Origin of the sequence: Mesorhizobium sp. M5C.F.Ca.IN.020.32.2.1, assembly GCF_004023105.1 — a bacterium.
Lineage (GTDB): Bacteria > Pseudomonadota > Alphaproteobacteria > Rhizobiales > Rhizobiaceae > Mesorhizobium > Mesorhizobium wenxiniae.
On sequence record NZ_RZSX01000013.1, the window covers coordinates 1 to 19,704 of the forward strand.

Below are 19,704 nucleotides of genomic sequence, written 5' to 3' on the forward strand. Positions count from 1 at the left end.
AGGCTGGAGCTATCAGGTGGCGGCGTGCTGCCTTTCGACCGACTGATCCTGGCGACCGGTTCGCGGCCGCGCATCCTGCCGCTGCCGGGTTCGGAGCTTTCCGGCGTTGTGTCGCTGCGCTCGCTCGCTGACGCGCGGCTGATCCGCGCGTTGAGCGCGCAGAGCGAAGATGTGGTCATCGTTGGTGGCGGCTTCATCGGACTGGAGATCGCCGCGACGCTCAAAGCGGCCGGCCGCGAGGTCACCGTGGTCGAGGCGGTCGACCGGCTGCTCGGCCGGGCAGTGGCGCCGGTCATCGCGAGGCACGTGCGGCAACGGCTGGAAGCGACTGGCGTGCGCATCCTCACCGGCACCACGATTGCGCGGCTCGAAGGCGAGAACGGCCATGTCTCGGCCGCGATCACCACATCCGGCGAGCGCCTGCCGGCGCAGATAGTCATCGTCGGTATCGGCGTCGTGCCGAATGTCGAACTGGCCCAGGCCGCCGGCATTACAATCGCCAACGGCATCCGCGTCGACCAGCAGATGCGCACGTCAGTGCCTGAAATCCTCGCCATCGGCGATGCCGCCTCCTACCGGCACTGGCTCACCGGCAGCGATGTGCGGCTGGAATCGGTGCAGAATGCGACCGACCAGGCGCGTCTTGCCGCGCGCACCATCGTCGGCCATGCGGACGCCTTTGCGGCGGTGCCATGGTTCTGGTCCGATATCGGCGACATGAAGCTGCAGATGGTCGGCCTGATTTCGGGCGCCGACAGCCATGTCGTGCTGGGCGACGTCAACGAGAACAAATTCTCGATCTACCATTATGCTGGAAATCGTCTCCTCGGCATTGAATCGGTCAACCGGCCGGGCGACCATATGCTTGGCCGCAAGATGCTCGGCGCCGGCTTCTCGCCAACGCCGCAGACGGTTGCGACGGGGCCGGATGGACTGAAGGCGGCGCTCGCCGCCTTCCAGCAGCAAGAGCCTGTCCGCGCCGCTGAATAGGATATGTTGTTATTTAGGTGATGCCGGCCTGTGAACGGCAGTTTTCTGCGCCTCCAGCGTCGACCGCCAATTTGCCGATCTCGGCGCTGCCCCCTTCATCGCCCTGCCGGGCACTTCTTCCCGCAAAGCACGGGGAGAAGGGCTGATCGCAACGCTGGCGACCCCTCCCTGTTTTTCCCGGGGAGAGGGTAAGGGTGAGGGGCGGCGCAAACACCGGCGAGATCCGCTCTAGCTGGCCCGGACCTCACGGATCGAGCTTTCCAGGATGTCGAGCGCTTCGTTCAAGACGCCGTCCTGGATGGTGATCGGCGCGAGGAAACGGATGACGTTGCCGTATACGCCGCAGGTGAGCAGGATCAGGCCCTTATCGAGCGCCTTCAGCCGGACGGCATTGGCGATCTCGGCCGACGGCAAGCCCTTTTTGACTTCATTGAACTCAACCGCGTTCATGAAGCCGGGGCCTCTGATATCGACGATCTCCGGCGTGTCGTCGCGGATCGATTGCAGCCGCTGCTTCAGCCTGTTGCCCAGCGTGTTCGCGCGGTCGCAGAGGTTTTCCTCCTCGATCACATCGAGCACCGCATGCGCCGCGGCGACGCCTATCGGGCTGCCGCCATAGGTGCCGCCGAGCCCGCCCGGGTTCGGCGCATCCATGATCTCGGCACGCCCGGTGACCGCCGACAGCGGGAAGCCGCCGGCCAGGCTCTTGGCCATGGTGGTGATGTCGGGCGCCACTTCGTGGTGATCCATGGCGAACATCTTTCCGGTGCGAGCAAAGCCGGTCTGCACCTCGTCGGCGATCAACAGCATGCCGTGCTGGTCGCAGATCTTGCGCAGTGCCGACATGAACTCGCGCGGCGCCTCGTAGAAGCCGCCCTCACCCTGCACCGGCTCGACGATGATCGCGGCGACGCGGGCAGGATCGACATCGGCCTTGAACAGGCGGTCGAGCGCGGCCAGCGAATCGGCGACGGAGATGCCGTGCAGCGCTACCGGGAACGGCGCGTGGAAGACATCGGCCGGCATGGCGCCGAAGCCGACCTTATAGGGCACGACCTTGCCGGTCAGCGCCATGCCCATGAAGGTGCGGCCATGGAAGCCGCCGGCAAAGGCGATGACCGCCGGCCGGCCGGTGGCGTTGCGGGCGATCTTGACGGCATTCTCCACCGCCTCGGCGCCGGTGGTGACGAAGATGGTCTTCTTTTCGAACTTGCCCGGCAGCATGCCGTTCAGCCGTTCGGCCAGCCTGACATAGCTCTCATAGGGCACCACCTGGTGGCAGGTGTGGGTGAAGCGGTCGAGCTGCGTCTTGACCGCCTCGATCACCTTCGGGTGACGATGGCCGGTGTTGACGACGGCGATGCCGGACGAGAAGTCGATGTAGCGGCGGCCTTCGACATCCCAGATTTCCGAGTTCTCGGCGCGGTCGGCATAGATTTGCGTGGTCATGCCGACGCCGCGCGAGATCGACTGGTTCTTGCGTTCGGAAATGGCTGAATTCTTCATGATGTCCCTCGCCGGGCCGGCGCCCGTTCTCGTTTGGATGATTGCCGGGAATTGTTCTGATCTTATTTCATGTTTTCCTCAAGTTGGCACCGCCGCCGGGTCGTTGGGCCTGCTGCCGTTAGCGTCGCTGAAATTTGATTCACGCCGTCCTGACAAACCCGTCGCTGGCCCGCAAGAGGTTGCGCGTGTAATCCTTGGTCACGTGCCGCTTGACAAGGTCGCTCGCCGCCAGATTTTCCACCGCTTCGCCGTTCTGCATCACCATCAGCCGCTCGCACATATGGGTGATGATGGCGAGGTCGTGGCTGACCATCAGGAAGGTCAGCTTGCGCCGCCGCCGGATCTCCTCCAGCAGATTAAGCACTTCGGCCTGCACCGACGCGTCGAGCGCCGAGGTCGGCTCGTCGAGCAGCAGGATCGACGGTTCGAGGATCAGGGCGCGCGCAATCGCCACGCGCTGGCGCTGGCCGCCCGACAATTGATGCGAATAGCGGAAGCGGAAGCCGGTTCCCAAACCGACCTCGTCCAGCGCCCGCTGGATGCGCTTTTCGCCATCGGCAAAGCCGTGGATGGCGAGCGGCTCCTGCAGCAGGCGGTCGACGGTCTGGCGCGGATGCAGCGAGCCGTAAGGGTCCTGAAAGACCATCTGCACCTCGCGATAGAAAGCCTTGTGGCGGCGCGCGCCGAGTTTTTTTCCGTTGACCGTGATGCTGCCCGAAGCGATCGGCGCGAGACCGGCGATTGCCCTCAGCAGCGTCGATTTGCCGGAGCCGGATTCGCCGACCAGGCCGAAGGATTCGCCTGATTGCACTTCGAGGCTGACGCCCTTCAGCGCACGAAACCGGTCGAAGACCACCTCCAGCCTGTCGACGGAAAGCGCTGATGTCATGCCGCCCACTCCGGCTTGCGGTCGAGCACCGGCAGCGGGTGACGGTCGGCGCCGATCTTGGGCATGCAGTTGAGCAGGCCGCGCGTATAGGGATGCTGGGCGCGGCCGAGTTCCGACGCCGCCAGCTGCTCGACGACCTTGCCGGCATACATGACGATCACCCGGTCGCAGAAGGACGAGACCAGGCGCAGGTCGTGCGAGATGAAGATCAGCCCCATGCCGCGCTCGCTGACCAGCCTGTCGAGAATGCCGAGCACGTCGAGCTGCACGGTGACGTCGAGCGCCGAAGTCGGCTCGTCGGCGATCATCATTTCCGGCCCGGCGATCAGCATCATGGCGATCATGGCGCGCTGGCCCATGCCGCCCGACACCTCGTGCGGATGCAGGTCGAAGACACGGGCGGGATCGCGGATCTGCACCGCCTCCAGCATGGCGAGCGCGCGGTCGCGGGCCTCCGCCTGGCCGACCTTCTCATGCGTGCGCAGCGTCTCGACGATCTGACGGCCGATGCTCATCACCGGGTCGAGCGAATATTTCGGATCCTGCAGGATCATGGCGATGCGTTTTCCCCGCAACGCACGGCGGTCGCGAGGCGAGGCCGTGAGCAGCTCGATGCCGTCGAAAGCAAGTTTCCTGGCGGTGACCTCGGCCTGCGGCGGGGTCAAGCCCATGATGGCGCGGCCGGTCTGCGACTTGCCCGAACCGCTCTCGCCGACGATGCCGAGCCGTTCGCGGCCGAGCGAGAAGGAGACGCCGCGCACCGCTTCGATGCGGCCGGTACGCGTCGGAAAGATGACGCGCAGATCGTCGACGTCGAGAAGCGTGCTCATTGATCACGGCTCATGGGGTCGCCGCTCATTGGTCGCCACTGCGGGGGTCGAGCGCGTCGCGGAGGCCGTCGCCGAGCAGGTTGAAGCCGAGGCTGACGATGAGGATGGCAAAGCCCGGTGCACCGGCCACCCACCACTGGTCGAGCACGAAGCGGCGGCCCGACGCGATCATCGCTCCCCATTCCGGCAGCGGCGGCTGCGCGCCGAGGCCGAGGAAGCCGAGACCGGCGGCGGTCAGGATGATGCCGGCCATGTCGAGCGTCACCCTGACGATCAGCGAGGAGATGCAGAGCGGCATGATGTGGCGAAGCACTATGCGAAACGGCGAGGCGCCCATCAATTGGACCGCCTTGATGTAATCCGAATTGCGCACGGTGAGCGTTTCGGCTCGCGCGATGCGGGCATAGGGTGGCCAGGAGGTGATGGCGATGGCGAGCACTGCATTCTCGATGCCGGGGCCGAGTGCGGCGACAAAGGCCAGCGCCAGGATCAGCTTCGGAAAGGCCAGAAAGATGTCGGTAATGCGCATCAGGATCGGATCGATCCAGCCGCCGGCATAGCCGGCGACGGTGCCGACCAGCAGGCCGATAGGGGCGGCAATGATGGCGACGAGAATGACGACGTAGAGCGTCCAGCGCGAACCGAAGATGACGCGCGAAAGGATGTCGCGGCCGAGGTCATCGGTGCCGAACCAGTGCGCGGCGCTCGGCGCCAGCAGGCGCGAACCCTTCAGGTCGCCGATGGTTGGCGAATAGGGCGCCAGCACATCGGCAAAGGCGGCGACCACCAGCAACGCGATGATGATGAGCAGGCCGAGAAACGCCAGCCGATTGGCGGAAAAGCGCCGCCACGCCACATAGGCACGGCCGAGCCTTGCCTGTATGCGCGAAGCCGGCCGCTCGCTGAGCAGCCAGTCGCGGCGGCTCTGTATCGCTTCAGCGCTCATCGTATCTTGGTCCTTGGGTCGAGCAGCCGGTAGAGCAGGTCTGACAGAAGATTGATGCCGATGAAGACCGAGCCGATGACGATGGTGCCGCCGAGCACCGCGTTCATGTCGGCGTTCTGCAGGGAATTGGTGATGTAGAGGCCGATACCCGGCCAGGAGAACACGGTCTCGGTCAGCACCGAGCCTTCGAGCAGGCCGGCATAGGAGAGCGCGATCACGGTGACCATCGGCACCGCTGCGTTGCGCAGCGCGTGGCCCCAGATGATGCGTGTTTCCGACAGGCCCTTGGCGCGCGCCGCCACGATATATTCCTGGGCAAGCTCGTTCAGCATGAACGAGCGCGTCATGCGGCTGATATAGGCAAGCGAGAAATAGCCAAGCAGCGAGGCCGGCAGAATGATGTGGCGGAAGGCATCACGAAATACATCCCACTGCCGCTGCCACAGCGCATCCAAGAGATAAAAGCCGGTGATCGGCGTGAAGGTATACTCGTAGACGATATCGAGGCGGCCGGGAAAAGCCACCCATTGCAGCTTGGCATAGAACAGCACAAGCGCCAGCAGTCCCAGCCAGAAGATCGGCACGGAGTAGCCGACCAGGCCGATGATGCGCACGATCTGGTCGATGATGCTGCCGCGCCGCACCGCGGCCAGCACGCCGAGCGGCACACCAAGGAATGCACCGATCAGAGTTCCCAGCGTCGCCAGCTCGATCGTCGCCGGAAAGGCGCGGCGGATGTCGGTCATGACAGGATTGGTGGTCAGCACCGAGGTGCCGAAATTGCCGTTCAGGGCATTTTTCACATAGATGTAGAACTGTTCGACCAGCGGCAGGTCGAGCCCCATCTCGCGGCGGGTGCGCTCGACGACATTGGCCGGCGCCCGGTCGCCGAGCACCGCCAGCACCGGGTCGATCGGGATGACCCGGCCGATGAAGAAGGTCACCGCGAGAAGACCGAGATAGGTGGTTATCGCGATGACCAGGAAGCGGGCAATCGCCGACGCGACAGCGACAGCGCGGGCGCTGCCGCGCCCTGCCGTCGCTTCGCTTTCAACAGTGCTCATGCGGCAAGTCCGCCGACATCACTCCTTGGAGATCTGCCCGACGAAGTTGGTGTCGAAGCTCGGGCCGAGCGCAAAGCCCTTGAGGTTCTTGCGCAGGCCGGCCACTTCCAACTGCTGGTGGATGATGATGAAAGGACTGGTTTCGAGGACCTTCTTCTGCAGATCCTGGTACATTGCGGCGCGCTTGGCCGCATCCTTCTCGAGCAGAGCCGCCTCGGTTTCTTTGGTCAATTCCGGGATCTCCCAGGCGTTGCGCCAGGCCAGCGTCTTGGTCTTGCCTTCATCCGAATTGTCCGGGTTGCTGGCGAAGGTCTGGGCATTGGAGTTCGGATCGAAATAATCCTGGCCCCACTGGCCGATATAGATGTCGTGGTTACGGGCGCGGTATTTGGTCAGCGTCTGCTTGCCGTCGCCGGGAATGATCTCCAGCTTGATGCCGGCCTGTCCCAGCGTCTGCTGAAACGATTCCGCCATGCCGGTCACTGGCTGGGTGCTGCGTACGTCCATGGTAACGCTGAAGCCGTCGGCGAGGCCGGCCTTGGCGAGCAGTTCCTTGGCTTTGGCGACGTCGAACGTGAACGGATTCTCGTCCAGCTCGCCGAGCACGCCTTTCGGCAGGAAGGTCTGGTGGATCTCGCCGATGCCCTTGAGGATGGTCGAGCTCAAGGCATCGTAGTCGACGAGATATTTGAAGGCCTGGCGAACCTCAGGCTTGGCGAGGTTCGGGTTCTTCTGGTTGAGGCTGATGTAAAAGACCGTGCCCTTCGGTGCGCTGGTCGCGGTGAGATCGGCGTTCTTGGCGATGGCGTCGAGGTCGTTCGGCTCGAGATTGCGGGCGACGTCGATGTCGCCGGCCTCAAGCGCCAGGCGCTGGCCCGAGCTTTCCTTCATGTTGCGATAGATGACGCGGGCAAGCTTGGCCTTTTCGCCATGATAATTGTCGTTGCGCTCCATCACGACGACCTCATTCGCCCGCCATTCGCGCAACTTGAAGGCGCCGGAGCCGGCATAGCCGGTCTTCAGCCAGGCGTTGCCGAAATCGTTGTCGTATTTGTAATCGTCGCTGGGCGTCACCGCCGCGACATGCTCCTTGACCAGCTTGGCGTCGACGACCGAGGCGACGGTTGCCGACAGACAGTTCAAGACGAAGCTCGGCGCATAGGCCTTGTCGACGGTGAACTGGAACGTCGTGTCATCGACAGCCTTGGCCTTCTCAGTGACGTTGTCGCCGTTGATGCCGAACTGCCCGATGATAAAGGCCGGGCTCTTGTCGAGCTTGATGGCGCGCTCGAACGAATAGGCGACGTCCGCCGCCGTGATCGGGTTGCCCGAGGCAAATTTCAGGCCGGGCTTGAGCTTGAAAGTGTAGGTCAGGCCGTCGTCGGAGACGCTCCAGCTTTCGGCGAGATCGCCCTTGACCTTGGAGGTATCGCTGAGATCGAGGCGGACAAGAAGATCGTAGGTGTTGCCGGTGACCTCGGCGGTCGACAGCTCGAACGCCTCGCCCGGATCCATGGAGATGATGTCGTCGATCGCGAAACCCTCGACCAGCGTGTCGGCGGGCGTGACCGCAAAGGCCGGCGCGCCGGCCAGAAGCAGCGCTGACATGGCTGCGCCCGCGAGCAAGAAGCGGGAGCGTAGAGCAAACTTTTCCATCATCATTTTGATTGTTCCCTGTTTTGCTGACCTGAGTTCCCGGCCCAGGCTTGTGGCGTTCTCTTGCCAAATCGACGGTGATCCCTGAACCGGTTTCTTGGCAACTTTTATCCAGTTCCGCCTCACCATATCCGGCGGTTTCAAGCGCGGCAACGAGGATTTGCAAAGCTGTTGGTTGGACCAGATCAGCCAGACACCACCGCCGGGAACGACACCCCGGAGGTGAGCTATTTCAATGCGGTGACCAGGTCGGCATCGGGAAAACAGGTGGCGGCTCGACTGTTCCTGGCCTGCCACTTACCGATCGAGCGGCGGGTCTTGAAGCCGGGCAGGCCGTCGGCACTGCCGACATCATAGCCCTCGACCTCCAGGGCCCGCTGCAGGGTGGCGATGTCCGACCTGTGGAGCCCGCCGACCGCGCCCCAGCGCCCGGAAAAATTGCTGTCGCCATGGGCGATGCGGTCGGCGCCGTGGCCGATGAACAGGGCATACAGATCGCTGGTGTTATATTGCTTCAGCACGTAGAAATTGGGCGTGACGATGAAGGCCGGACCGCTGCGCCCAGCCGGCATCAAAAGAAAGCCTTCGGCCTTCAACTCGCGCGCCGGAAACGGTCCTGCCGCGACGCGCTTGATGCCCATATCAGCCCACTCGGAAATCCTCTTGCCCTGGTCCGGACCTTCGAGCGAGCAGGAGACCGCTTCCGGCACCGTCACCTCGAAGCCCCAGCCGCGGCCTTTCACCCAGCCATGGTGGACGAGATAGTTGGCGATCGAGGCCAGCGTGTCCGGCACCGAATTCCAGATGTCGGCCCGACCGTCGCCATCGAAATCGACGGCATGTCTGAGGAACGAACTCGGCATGAACTGCGGCTGGCCGAGCGCGCCCGCCCAGGACGATTTCATCGCGCCGACCGGGGCCAGCCCACGCTCGACGATCTCGAGCGCCGCCATAAGCTCGGTGCGGAAGAAGTCCTTCCTGGTCGCCATGAACGCCTTTGTGCCCAGCACTTCGAAAGCGTCGTAAGGCATTTTCGCCGCGCCGAAGCCGCTCTCGCGGCCCCAGATCGCCAGCAGCACCTCGCCCGGCACGCCGTAACGCTTCTCGATCGCGGCAATGGTCCTGGCATTGGCCGCCTTGCGCGCGCGGCCACCGGCGGTCACGGCGCGAACCGTCTTTTCGGCGAAATAGGCGCCGGGCGAACCGAACTCCGCCTGATGCTGCTTCTGCGGCGTCGTTGCCTTTTTGCCCGGCATAACTAGGTCGGACAGTTTCAGGTTCGGTTTGACGCCGTCGAAGGCGGCGTCGAAGGTTTTTCTGGAGATGCCTTTGGCGCTGGCCTCGGGCCAGAGATCGCCTTGCAGCCAGACGCGGAACTGGTCGTCGATTTTTGCTGCGGAAGCCGGGGTGGGGAGGAGGCCGATCAGTGCGGCCAACAGAAGTACAATGCAGAGTATGCAAGGGCAGCGTTCCTTCGCAGTCATCTCAGAAGCATCCTTCCCGCCAGCCACCTCAAAACGCCGTCCGCGAGCGCAGCGCCGCGGCCAGCGTGCCTTCGTCAAGATAGTCGAGTTCGCCGCCGACCGGCACGCCATGCGCCAGCCGCGTTACTTTGATGTCGAAGCCGGACAATTGGTCGGTGAGATAATGCGCGGTGGTCTGGCCCTCGACCGTGGCGTTGACGGCAAGGATCACCTCCTTGACCTCGCCGCCGGCGACACGGTCGACCAGCGATCGGATGTTGAGCTGCTCGGGGCCGACGCCGTCGAGCGGCGACAGCGAGCCGCCGAGCACGTGGTAGCGGACATTCATGGCGGCCGCCCGCTCCAGCGCCCACAGGTCGGCCACGTCCTCGACGACGATCAGAGTGCCGGCGTCGCGGCGCGGATCGGTGCAGATCATGCATGGGTCGGACGTATCGACATTGCCGCAGGTCGAGCAGATGCGCACCTTGTCGACCGCCTCGCCCATGGCGGCGGCGAGCGGCGACAGCAACTGCTCCTTCTTTTTGATGAGGTGAAGTGCTGCCCGCCTGGCCGAACGGGGCCCGAGCCCCGGCACCTTGGCCAGAAGCTGGATCAGGCGTTCGATCTCGGGACCGGCGATTCGCTTCGACATCGCATCGGTTTATGATTTTTCCGCACGCTTTGGAACAGTTCTGCGGGCGAGCGGTCTGTTCAACGCGTAAGGATGCTGCTGCCGTCAGTATGCTTCCAGCGGCCGGCTCTGGCCGGCGATCATCGCACCGATGGCGTCGGTGTTCTCGGGTGTCGATTCAAACGACATCGTCGGCTCGGCCGGCGCCGCCGGGAATGACGTGACAGGTTGCGCACCGGCAGTGCCGCCAAAACGGGCCGCGTCCGGCTCCTGCATCGGCTCTTGCATCGCCACAAGGGTCGCCTTCTCTGGCGTCGCCTTCTCCAGAGTAGCCTTTGCCGGTTGCGTTGCGACCGCGGTCACATAGGTTGCCTTGGCGAATTTTGCCTTGGCGACCGGAGCGGCGGAGGCCACGAGCGTCACAGGCGCTGCGCGCGCCGACCCCCGCGGCGTGGACTGTGCCACCGCGACCGTCGGCTCATCCGGCAACGGTTTCCAGTTCCGGCCGCGCTTTTCATAGAAGGCGTTGCCGCCGGCAACCATGGTGTAGTGCATGTTCTTGTAGGGGAAACGCAGGCCGGCGGTGTGAAAGAACATCGTGTTCTTCAGCTTGGCCTTGCGCTCGCCCCTGAGCACCGCCTCGGCGGCCTCCTCGACGTCGGGCATCGCCTTCGAATTCATCTGCCGTGTCATCACGCCCGGTGCGAACTGGCCGCGCTCGCCGACCACCTGGCAGATGGTGTTGCCGTGCTTGCCGGAACGCAGCCGGTTCATGACCACCGTGCCGACGGCAATCATGCCGTCACGGCTCGATCGGTTGGATTCGAAGAACATCGCGCGCTGGAGGCACTCCTTGTCCTTCGCTGTGTGACGGTAGGGCCGGGATCTGACGGCATCGGTCAGGCTGGCCACCGACAGGCTGTGCGAGGTGGTCTGACTGCAACCAGCCAAGAACAGCGGAGAGGTGATGACGCCGAGCAACAACGACGTCTTCCATCGGGTCGCGATCAAAGATATCCCCTCATTCTGTCGCCAGCCCGCCCCTGGTTGCGGCAAGAATGAGACACTTTCAGGCAAAAAGATGGCTAAAGCGTTATTAAGTGCGCGGAGTTGCCGAATGGACACACCGGTGGAGCAAGCGACCGCCGAATCGCGGCACAGCACTCCATGGCCACTATAACGGCATGGGTCCTATCCTAGGATACCCGCAGGGAGCCTTCCCCAAGGCTCGAGCAATGGGTTTAATCGACCGGCATAGCTATCAACACCTTAGAACGGCAGCTTCATTCCCGGCGGTATCGGCAGTCCTGCGGTCAGTGCCTGGGTCTTTTCCTGCATCATCTGCTCGACCTTGGCCCTTGCGTCATTGTGGGCGGCGAGAAGCAGATCCTCCAGAATCTCGACCTCCTCCTCCTTGAACAGAGACGGGTCGATCTTCAGCGCCTTCATCTCGAATTTGCCGGTCAGCGTCACGCTGACCAGGCCGCCGCCGGCCTGTCCGGTGGCTTCCAGCGTGGCGATCTCGTCCTGCATGGCCTGGAACTTGGCCTGCATTTCTTTCGCCTTGCCCATCAGGCCGAGAAGATCTTTCATCGCTTGGTCCTCTACGATTGATCGTGTGTCTTTGGTTGAGCATGATCTTCTCCGAAAACCGGCTCCCACTTTTCGGGATCATGCTTTAGGTTTCGTCTTCGTCTGTCGCCGGCTCGATCGGAACCTCTGCCTCCACCGCATCGGCTTCCGGTGCGTCGGGAATGCGCACGTCGATGATCTTGGCGCCGGGAAAACGCGCCAGGATGGCGGCGACGGTCGGGTCGCTCTTGGCGTCGAGGAGGGCGCTTTCACGTTTGGTCGATTCCATCTCGGCCAGCGTCTGGCCGCCCTCTTCCTTGGACAGCGACACCAGCCAGCTGCGGCCGGTCCAGGCGCGCAATTTGGCGGTCAGGTCGTTGAGCAGCATCTTCGGCGCATCATCGGTCAGGCTGACGTCGATGCGGCCGGGCTCGATGCGCACCAGGCGCACGCAGCGCTTCACCAGCACCTTGATGGCCATGTCGCGCTGGGCGTCGGCAAGCGCGACGATGTCGGCCAGCGATTTCACCGGCACCGGCGGCGCATCCGCAACCGGCTCCGGAACGAAGGCTGCAGGCATCGCCGCGGGTTCGACCAGCCGCATGATCTGCGCGCCGCCATTGGCCGTCGGCATCCGCGTTTGCGCCACAGCGCTGGCGCCGCCATTTCCGGGACTTGCCGGGCCAGGATTTGCGACGACAGAGCTTGCGGGCGCACCATTCGAGCGTGGCGCGCCGTTGGGCACCGACGCTCCGCTCTCCAGCGATTTCAGCGCCTCGTCCAGTGTCGGCAGGTCGGCGGCATGCGCCAGCCGGATCAGCACCATTTCGGCGGCACTGACCGGCCGGTTGGAGGACTGCACCTCGGGAATGCCTTTCAACAGCATTTGCCAGGTCCGCGACAGCACCCTGACCGACAGCGCCTTGGCGAAATCGGCGCCGCGCCGGCGCTCGTCCACCGACAGCGACGCGTCCTCAAGGGCCGTCGGCACGAAGCGCAACCGGGTGACGAGGTGGTTGAACTCGGCCAAGTCGGTCAGCACCGTGGCCGGATCGGCGCCGGTATCATACTGGTTGCGGAACTCGGCCAGTGCGGACGCCACATCGCCTTTCATGACATGTTCGAACAGGTCGACGATGCGGGCGCGGTCGGCGAGCCCGAGCATGGCGCGTACCGCTTCGGCGCTGACAGCGCCGCTGCCATGGGCGATCGCCTGGTCGAGAATGGACAGCGAATCGCGCGCCGATCCTTCGGCCGCACGGGCGATCATCGCCAGTGCGTCGTCGTCGACCGCAATGCCTTCTTTGCCGGCGATCGAGGACAGATGCGCGACCAGCGTGCCAGCATCGATACGCCTGAGGTCGAAGCGCTGGCAACGCGACAGAACGGTGATCGGAACTTTTCTGATTTCGGTGGTGGCGAAGATGAATTTGACGTGCGGCGGCGGCTCTTCCAGCGTCTTCAGCAGGCCGTTGAAGGCCTGGGTCGAGAGCATGTGCACTTCGTCGATGATGTAGACCTTGTAGCGCGCCGACACCGGGGCGTAACGCACGCGCTCGATGATGTCTCTGATGTCGTCGATGCCGGTATGCGAGGCGGCGTCCATCTCGATGACGTCGACATGGCGGCCTTCCATGATCGCTTGGCAATGCTCGCCCAGCACGGCAAGGTCGACCGAAGGCTGGTCGACGGTGGCGGTCTTGTAGTTGAGCGCCCGCGCCAGAATGCGCGCCGTCGTCGTCTTGCCGACACCACGCACACCGGTCAGCATCCAGGCCTGGGCGATGCGGCCGGTGGCGAAAGCATTGGTGAGGGTGCGAACCATCGGCTCCTGGCCGATCAGTTCGGAAAAATTGGCAGGACGGTATTTGCGCGCCAGAACGCGATAGGCGACTGCCTTTTCCGTTCCCGAATTTCCGGCTTCGCTCATTCGCCCGTAAAGCTCCAAGGGCCGCGCCTGCAGGCGGCCGATTCCTGCGCATAGTTTCGCCCGCAGGGCTTGGCGCCGTCAATGTCGCGGGAGAAAGGCGAAGAGGTGGGAGGCTGGAACAATGACCCGTTCCGGGCTCGTTAGGGCTGCTTCCTTCCGGACCTGACCCGGTTGGCGAGTGGACCGTCCACCACCAACCTCCCGCTTCCATATCGGCAATCCGGCGATGAAATGCAAGAGCGCAGGATTCAATCAGCCGGGAGTGGCGCCGAATGCGGAAACAGAAAACCCGCCTCGGGGCGGGTCATTGGCGCAAATCAGCACCATGGCCGAACCACTAGCATAACTGCCGTCACAAAGCAACGATTCGCTTGCCGCCTCTTGCGGGCCACCGGCAGCCGCTTTAGCGTTCAAAAGTCTAAAAAACACGACAAAAGTGAAGGAAACGCCGATGTTGCCGGGCCTCAAGGCCGGATTTACGCTGGATGCTCGTCTGGAGGCGGACAGCGAGCAATTGATGTGGCTCGGCCTATGCGAGCTGCGGGTGATGAACGACCGCCGCTGGCCGTGGCTGCTTCTGGTCCCGCAGCGACCGGGCGTGGAGGAAATCCACGATTTGACGCCGCTCGACCAGGCGATGCTGACCTTCGAGACCAACATGGTGGCGCAGGCGCTGAAGAGGGTGAGCGGCTGCACCAAGATCAACAGCGGCGCCCTCGGCAACGTCGTGCGCCAGTTGCATGTCCATGTCGTCGCCCGCACGGAAGGCGATCCCGGCTGGCCGGGCCCGGTGTGGGGGCACGGCATGCGCGAGCCCTACCAGCGCTCGGACCTTCGCCGGTTTGCGCAACAGATAAAGGCGGCGCTATAAGCCTGTCCCGTGTCCATCCTGAACCTTGAGTCTCCCATGAGCATCCGCCTGTTTGACGCGCCCTTGCGCGAGCCGAGCCAGTTCGTCGGCTTCGCCGGCAATGTGATCGACCGGCAATCGGAAAACCGCGCCGACGATTCCGTCGAAATGGCGCTCGCCGATCCCGCGGTCAGGCTTTTGCTGATGCATGGCGGGCGGCTCTACCTGAAGCTCAGGGATGGCGGCTTCGACCCCTGGTTCGGCGCCGAGGAAAGCCAGCCGCTCCAGGTGTCGCTCGACCATGGCGTCCTGCTCGGTTTTTCCGACAGCGGCCCGGTGCTCGCCGTGCCGGCCGGGCTCGATCCCGAACAACTGCCGGAGACGATCAAGGCCATCGACTATCGCTCGGTTTATATGCAGGGGCTGATCGACGATGCGGCGGCCGGCGCGATGGCGCAAGGAGCAGCATTGCTCGCCTGGCATGCCAGCCACCGCTTCTGCAGCAAATGCGGCGCTGAAGCCGAAATGCGGGCCGGCGGCTACAAGCGGCTTTGCCCGGCCTGCGCCACCGAGCATTTTCCGCGCACCGACCCGGTGGCGATCATGCTGACCGCGACGCCCGAAAAATGCCTGCTTGGCCGCGGCCGGCATTTCGCACCGGGCATGTATTCGGCGCTCGCCGGCTTCATCGAACCCGGCGAGACGATCGAGGCGGCGGTGCGCCGTGAAACGTTGGAGGAAGCCGGCATCAGACTTGGCCGCGTCGTCTACCATGCCAGCCAGCCCTGGCCGTTTCCCTATTCGCTGATGATCGGCTGCTTCGGCGAACCGCTCAACTACGACATCCAGGCCGACCTCAACGAACTCGAAGACTGCCGCTGGTTCTTTCGCGACGAGGTGCTCTCGATGCTGGCCCGCGAGCATCCGGGCGGCCTGGTCACCCCGCCGAAGGGGGCGATCGCCTATAACCTCATCCGCGCCTGGGCCGACAGCGCATAAAAACTCACAGGGGGACAAATGATCCGTCACACAGTGGTGTTCAGGCTGAAGCACAAGGACAGCTCAGTCGAGGAGGCAAGATTCCTCGCTGATGCGAAAATACTGGCTGCGATACCGGGCGTCGAAAAGTTCGAGCAGCTGCGTCAGGTAAGCCCGAAGAACGATTATCGTTTCGGCTTCTCGATGGAGTTCGCCGACCAGGCCGCCTATACAGGTTACAACGACCATCCCGACCACATCGCCTTCGTCCGCGACCGCTGGATCCCCGAGGTCGAGGCGTATCTCGAGATCGACTACGCGCCGCTGTCCTAGATCTAAGATCAGAGTTCTGAACGAGCAAGTTCGTCCCCATAGCGGACCTTTATCAGCCGGTCGGTGACGTCCCAGCGAAAACCGCCAACTGAGCGGCGAAAGCACGCTTGTAGGCCGGCCGGGCTTCGCCCCGGGCGACATAGGCGAAGAGGTTCGGATATTCGTCCAGTATACCCGACCCGCTCAACCTTAGCAGCACGTGCACCATCATCAGGTCCCCCGCGCTGAACGCACCATCGAGCCAGTCGGCATCGCCCAGGCGATCGGAAAGTTCGCCCAGCCGGTCACGGATGCGATCCTCGACCGTAGGCAGGCGCTGTTCGTGCCAGGTCTCGTCGCGCTCCAGGAGCACGGCGGTTTGGCGCTCAAGGATCGGCGGCTCCACCGTGTTGAGCGCGGCAAACATCCATGAGATCGCGCGCGCCCGCGCATTCGCATCGTCCGGCAACAGGCCCGCATGGTGCTCGGCGATATGGAATACGATCGCCCCCGACTCGAACAGGGCGAGATCGCCTTCCTCATAGGTCGGAATCTGTCCGAAAGGATGGAGTGCTCGATGCGCGGGTTCGTTCATCGCTTTGAACGAAACAAGACGAACCTTGTAGGGCTGGCCGACTTCTTCAAGCGCCCAACGAACGCGCATGTCACGCGCCAGTCCCCTTCCGCGATCGGGCGACCGTTCAAAGGCGGTGATGGTAGGGGTCATTGGAAGGCTCCGTATGATTGCATGACGCCATCGTGCGTGACGTCGTCGATTGAGATCCGTTTCCTCATCTCGTCGCGTCCCTTCTTCGATTGAGGCAACCAAAGGACGAATGTCGAGCCGGAATTCCGACATCTGGGAACTGCTCGTCAATCGCGCGTGACCGCTGCAACGGAGGCGCGTAGCGCTCCGGCGAAATCGGGATGGCCATAGAGGTCGTTGTGGCCAGCCGCTATGGCGATGTGGCTGCGCAGATCACGGGCAGCCGCGCGCAGAGGTGCCGAACGTGCGGCAGGAACGATGGTGTCGTTTTCGGCGGTGATTACGGCCGTGGGCACATCGAGGTCGCGCAGGGATTCTGCCGCCTGCATGCGGTGCCGCAGCAAGAGGCGAACCGGCAGCCAGGGATAGTGGTGAGCGGCGAGTTCTCTCAGCGAATCGAAGGGTGTAACCATGACTATGCCGCGCAACGGCCGGGCCGTCGCCAGATCGACCGCAACCGCAGCGCCGACGCTAAGGCCGATGGCGACGATGCCGGCTTTGGCATCGGTGGCCAGGTGGTCGTGGGCGCGTCGGGCGTCCTCGAACAGGGCGGCGGCCGACGGGCTTCCGCTGCTCGGCGCATAGCCGCGGTAGTGCAGCGCAGTGACCTGATGTTCGGGAAATAGCTGGTGCAGCATAAGGGCAAGTGCGTCGGCATTCCAGGCATTGCCGGCGAATCCCAGCAGGAGCGGGCGCGGCGTGGCCGGCGTCTGCCTTGCCGGCAGGCGCACCAGAACGACGCGCTCGCCGTCCTTCGTCGCCAGTTCGACATGGCGGCCCCCGGCCGGCAGATCGGGTCCGAACGCCGCAAGGCCGGCCGGAAAGATCAGCCAGGACTGAAGCACATACACCACGGTGACAACGGCCGCATACAATCCAGCGACTGCGAGCGTCAGTTTCAGAAGCCACATCGCAGGAATGTCGCCCGGCGCTCGTCACCTGGCAAGGCGCTACGTCAGGACGCCGCAGGGGGAGCTAATCCGCCACCTTCCATTGCTCGCGCGATTCGCTGGCCGGGTAGACGCCAAGGATCCGCATTTCGCGCGAGAAGAAGGCAAGCTCGTCGAGTGCCAGCTTGACCAAAGGATCGTCCGGATGGCCCTCGATATCGGCATAGAACAGGGTCGCGGTGAATGCGCCGAGCTGGTAGCTCTCTAGCTTGGTCATGTTGATGCCGTTGGTGGCAAAGCCGCCCATCGCCTTGTAGAGCGCGGCCGGCACGTTGCGGACGCGGAAGATGAACGTCGTCATCATCCTGGCTTCGGCGGAAGGGCGTTGTGCCCACTGCCTGTTCTTGGTCAGCACGACGAAACGGGTGACGTTGCTGTCGGTGTCCTCGACATTCTCCTCGATGATGTCGAGCCCGTAGAGCGTCGCGGCCAAGGCCGGCGCCAGCGCCGCCATGGTGCGGTCTTTCAGCCCGGCGACGAGCTTGGCGGCGCCCGCCGTGTCGCCGGCGACCACCGGCTTCCAGCCGTTTTTGCGGATGTATTTGCGGCACTGGCCGAGCGCATGGATGTGGCTGTGCACGGTCTTGATCTCGTCGCGCCTGACGCCCGGCAAGACCATCAGCTGGAAATGGATCGGCAGGAAATATTCGCCGACGATGTGCAGCTTCGATTCCGGCAGGAGGTGGTGGATGTCGGCGACGCGCCCGGCAATCGTGTTCTCGATCGGGATCATGGCGAGGTCGGCCTTGCCGGTCTCGACCGCATTGAAGGCATCCTCGAAGGTCGGACACGGCAACGGCTCCATATCAGGGAACATGTTGCGGCAGGCAGTGTCGGAATTGGCGCCCGGCTCGCCCTGGAAGGCTATTCTGTTGGTTTTTTCAGGCATTCTCGGGTTGACCGGATTTTCAGGTTGAAAGAAGGGTTCTGGCGCGTTCGAGATCGTCCGGCGTGTCGACGCCGAACGGCGCCGACTGCACAATCTCGGCGTCGATGCGCATGCCGGCCTCCAGCGCCCGCAACTGCTCGAGCTTCTCGCGCCGTTCCAACGGCGATGGCTTCAGCGCGACGAAGCGTTCGAGCGCTGAGCGGCGATAGGCATAGAGGCCGATGTGGTGATAGAGCGGCCCCTCGCCCCAGGGTGCCGTGGCGCGGGTGAAGTAGAGCGCCCGCAGCCGTGTCTCCGACAGCGGCGAGCCGACGATCTTGACGACATTCGGATTGGTCTTTTCCTCGTCGCGGACGATCTCGATACCGAGCGTGGCGATGTCGACCGCCGCATCCTCGAAAGGCCTCAGCGCGGCATTTATGATGTCGGGATCGATGGTCGGCAGGTCGCCTTGCACATTGACGATCGTTTCGACCTTACGCCCGGGATCCAGCGTGGCCAGCGCCTCGAAGATGCGGTCGGAGCCCGATTCGTGGCCGACGCGCGTCATCACCGCCTCGAAACCGTGCTCGCGCACCGCTTCGGCCACGCTTTCGGTATCGGTGGCGACCACCACCCGGCCGAGCCCGGCTTCGGCAGCGCGACGGGCGACATGGACGATCATTGGGACGCCGGCGATTTCGGCAAGCGGCTTGCCCGGCAGGCGGGTCGAGGCCATGCGGGCCGGGATGAGAATGAGCGTGGACATCGGGTGATGAAGCGTCCGAAAAAGAGGGAGGGAAAAGTGGCAAAAGGTCTCACTGGAAGCGCCCTTATAGGTGTTGCAACGCCAGAGCAAAAGACCTAGTTTCCGCCCGATTTGACCGCCTTGTGGGGTGGTTCACGATTACCGACGGACGGAGTGGACGGATCGGTCCGCCGGAAAAGGGAGCCTGGGGCGTATGGACTCTTTCGAAATCAACAAGCTGATCGGCGGCCTGCTCGGAACCGTGTTCGTCGTCTTCTCGGTCGGCATTGTGTCCGACGCGCTGTTCGCCTCCCCCGCACCGGAAAAACCCGGCTTTGCCATCGAGGCGACCGAGGAGCCTGCCGAGGGCGGCCCGGCAGCACCCGCTTCAGAAGCCAAGCCGATCGCCGACCTCCTGGCCAATGCCAATGTCGAGGCGGGTGCCGCCGTGTTCAAGAAGTGCCAGGCCTGTCACTCCGGCGAGAAGGGCGGGCCGAACAAGGTCGGCCCCGATCTCTGGGACCTCATCGACCGTCCCGTCGCCGAGCATGGAGGCTTCGCCTATTCGGCCGGGATGAAGGATTTTTCCAAGGGCGGCGCCGAGAAGTGGACCTATGACAACCTCAATCACTTTCTCCTCTCGCCGAAGAAGCTCGTGAAGGGCACGGCGATGGGCTTCGCCGGCCTGCCGAAGGACGAGGACCGCGCCAACGTCATCGCCTATCTGCGCACGCTGTCGGACAGTCCAAAGC

General features: G+C 63.8%; 20 protein-coding genes and 1 other RNA gene. 5 read left to right on the plus strand and 16 right to left on the minus strand.

Annotated features, from left to right (window positions below):
* Positions 1–990 (plus strand): FAD/NAD(P)-binding oxidoreductase (locus tag EOA86_RS01345; RefSeq protein WP_164891520.1); only part of this gene is annotated, 990 nt, incomplete at its 5' end.
* Between the two features lie 228 nt (positions 991–1,218).
* On the opposite strand, the gene EOA86_RS01350 is transcribed toward EOA86_RS01345, so the two are convergent.
* From EOA86_RS01350 to ffs, 12 genes are all read right to left on the minus strand, one after another.
* Positions 1,219–2,496: a 4-aminobutyrate--2-oxoglutarate transaminase gene (locus EOA86_RS01350; protein WP_128340503.1), complete on the minus strand. Its 1,278-nt coding sequence runs from the start codon at positions 2,494–2,496 to the stop codon at positions 1,219–1,221.
* Positions 2,497–2,635: 139 nt separating this feature from the next.
* Complete coding sequence (locus EOA86_RS01355) at positions 2,636–3,385, minus strand: ABC transporter ATP-binding protein (protein ID WP_127211228.1); 750 nt, start codon at positions 3,383–3,385, stop codon at positions 2,636–2,638.
* A complete protein-coding gene (locus EOA86_RS01360; RefSeq protein WP_128340504.1) occupies positions 3,382–4,215 on the minus strand; it encodes an ABC transporter ATP-binding protein in 834 nt (277 codons plus the stop codon). The genes EOA86_RS01355 and EOA86_RS01360 overlap by 4 nt, the downstream gene beginning before the upstream one ends.
* Before the next feature lie 25 nt (positions 4,216–4,240).
* Positions 4,241–5,161 (minus strand): nickel transporter permease, encoded by a 921-nt coding sequence (gene nikC, locus EOA86_RS01365; protein ID WP_128340505.1) that lies wholly within the window; start codon positions 5,159–5,161, stop codon positions 4,241–4,243.
* Complete coding sequence (locus EOA86_RS01370) at positions 5,158–6,225, minus strand: ABC transporter permease (protein WP_128340506.1); 1,068 nt, start codon at positions 6,223–6,225, stop codon at positions 5,158–5,160. The genes nikC and EOA86_RS01370 overlap by 4 nt, the downstream gene beginning before the upstream one ends.
* Positions 6,226–6,243: 18 nt before the next feature.
* Positions 6,244–7,887, minus strand: a complete 1,644-nt coding sequence (locus tag EOA86_RS01375; protein ID WP_128340507.1) for an ABC transporter substrate-binding protein — start codon at positions 7,885–7,887, stop codon at positions 6,244–6,246.
* A gap of 221 nt (positions 7,888–8,108) precedes the next feature.
* Positions 8,109–9,365, minus strand: a complete 1,257-nt coding sequence (locus EOA86_RS01380; RefSeq protein ID WP_128340508.1) for a lytic murein transglycosylase — start codon at positions 9,363–9,365, stop codon at positions 8,109–8,111.
* Positions 9,366–9,393: 28 nt separating this feature from the next.
* The gene (gene recR, locus EOA86_RS01385; RefSeq protein WP_128340509.1) at positions 9,394–9,999 is read right to left on the minus strand and encodes a recombination mediator RecR; all 606 of its coding nucleotides are present in this window, start codon (positions 9,997–9,999) and stop codon (positions 9,394–9,396) included.
* Between the two features lie 84 nt (positions 10,000–10,083).
* Positions 10,084–10,989 carry a cell wall hydrolase gene (locus EOA86_RS01390; RefSeq protein WP_128340510.1) on the minus strand — a complete coding sequence of 302 codons (906 nt, stop codon included), beginning with the start codon at positions 10,987–10,989 and terminating at the stop codon, positions 10,084–10,086.
* 258 nt (positions 10,990–11,247) lie between these two features.
* Entirely contained in the window at positions 11,248–11,571 is a 324-nt protein-coding gene (locus EOA86_RS01395) for a YbaB/EbfC family nucleoid-associated protein (RefSeq protein ID WP_029356983.1), read from the minus strand.
* 85 nt (positions 11,572–11,656) lie between these two features.
* Positions 11,657–13,480: a DNA polymerase III subunit gamma/tau gene (locus EOA86_RS01400; RefSeq protein ID WP_128340511.1), complete on the minus strand. Its 1,824-nt coding sequence runs from the start codon at positions 13,478–13,480 to the stop codon at positions 11,657–11,659.
* 105 nt (positions 13,481–13,585) lie between these two features.
* Positions 13,586–13,682: signal recognition particle sRNA small type (ffs, locus tag EOA86_RS01405), an RNA gene on the minus strand.
* A 249-nt stretch (positions 13,683–13,931) separates the two neighbouring features.
* Here ffs and EOA86_RS01410 point away from each other — a divergent pair.
* From EOA86_RS01410 to EOA86_RS01420, 3 genes are read left to right on the plus strand one after another with little or no spacing between them, the layout of a single operon-like run.
* Positions 13,932–14,351, plus strand: a complete 420-nt coding sequence (locus EOA86_RS01410; RefSeq protein WP_127211905.1) for an HIT family protein — start codon at positions 13,932–13,934, stop codon at positions 14,349–14,351.
* Between the two features lie 36 nt (positions 14,352–14,387).
* On the plus strand, positions 14,388–15,329 hold the full coding sequence (gene nudC / locus EOA86_RS01415; RefSeq protein ID WP_128340512.1) for an NAD(+) diphosphatase: 942 nt from the start codon (positions 14,388–14,390) through the stop codon (positions 15,327–15,329).
* A gap of 18 nt (positions 15,330–15,347) precedes the next feature.
* Entirely contained in the window at positions 15,348–15,641 is a 294-nt protein-coding gene (locus EOA86_RS01420; RefSeq protein ID WP_095521129.1) for a Dabb family protein, read from the plus strand.
* Between the two features lie 52 nt (positions 15,642–15,693).
* Here the strand turns inward: EOA86_RS01420 and EOA86_RS01425 are convergent, their stop codons facing one another.
* The 4 genes from EOA86_RS01425 to EOA86_RS01440 all read right to left on the minus strand — a co-directional run bounded on the left by EOA86_RS01425 (position 15,694) and on the right by EOA86_RS01440 (position 18,973).
* Complete coding sequence (locus tag EOA86_RS01425; RefSeq protein ID WP_128340513.1) at positions 15,694–16,347, minus strand: glutathione S-transferase family protein; 654 nt, start codon at positions 16,345–16,347, stop codon at positions 15,694–15,696.
* A gap of 146 nt (positions 16,348–16,493) precedes the next feature.
* Positions 16,494–17,297, minus strand: coding sequence for a hypothetical protein (locus EOA86_RS01430; RefSeq protein ID WP_127211901.1), 804 nt, complete (start codon positions 17,295–17,297; stop codon positions 16,494–16,496).
* A gap of 64 nt (positions 17,298–17,361) precedes the next feature.
* Entirely contained in the window at positions 17,362–18,225 is an 864-nt protein-coding gene (locus EOA86_RS01435) for a prephenate dehydratase (RefSeq protein WP_065005917.1), read from the minus strand.
* A 19-nt stretch (positions 18,226–18,244) separates the two neighbouring features.
* Positions 18,245–18,973: a 3-deoxy-manno-octulosonate cytidylyltransferase gene (locus EOA86_RS01440; RefSeq protein ID WP_128340514.1), complete on the minus strand. Its 729-nt coding sequence runs from the start codon at positions 18,971–18,973 to the stop codon at positions 18,245–18,247.
* A gap of 193 nt (positions 18,974–19,166) precedes the next feature.
* Between EOA86_RS01440 and EOA86_RS01445 the strand changes: the two genes are divergently transcribed.
* Positions 19,167–19,704 (plus strand): cytochrome c family protein (locus EOA86_RS01445; protein ID WP_164891521.1); only part of this gene is annotated, 538 nt, incomplete at its 3' end.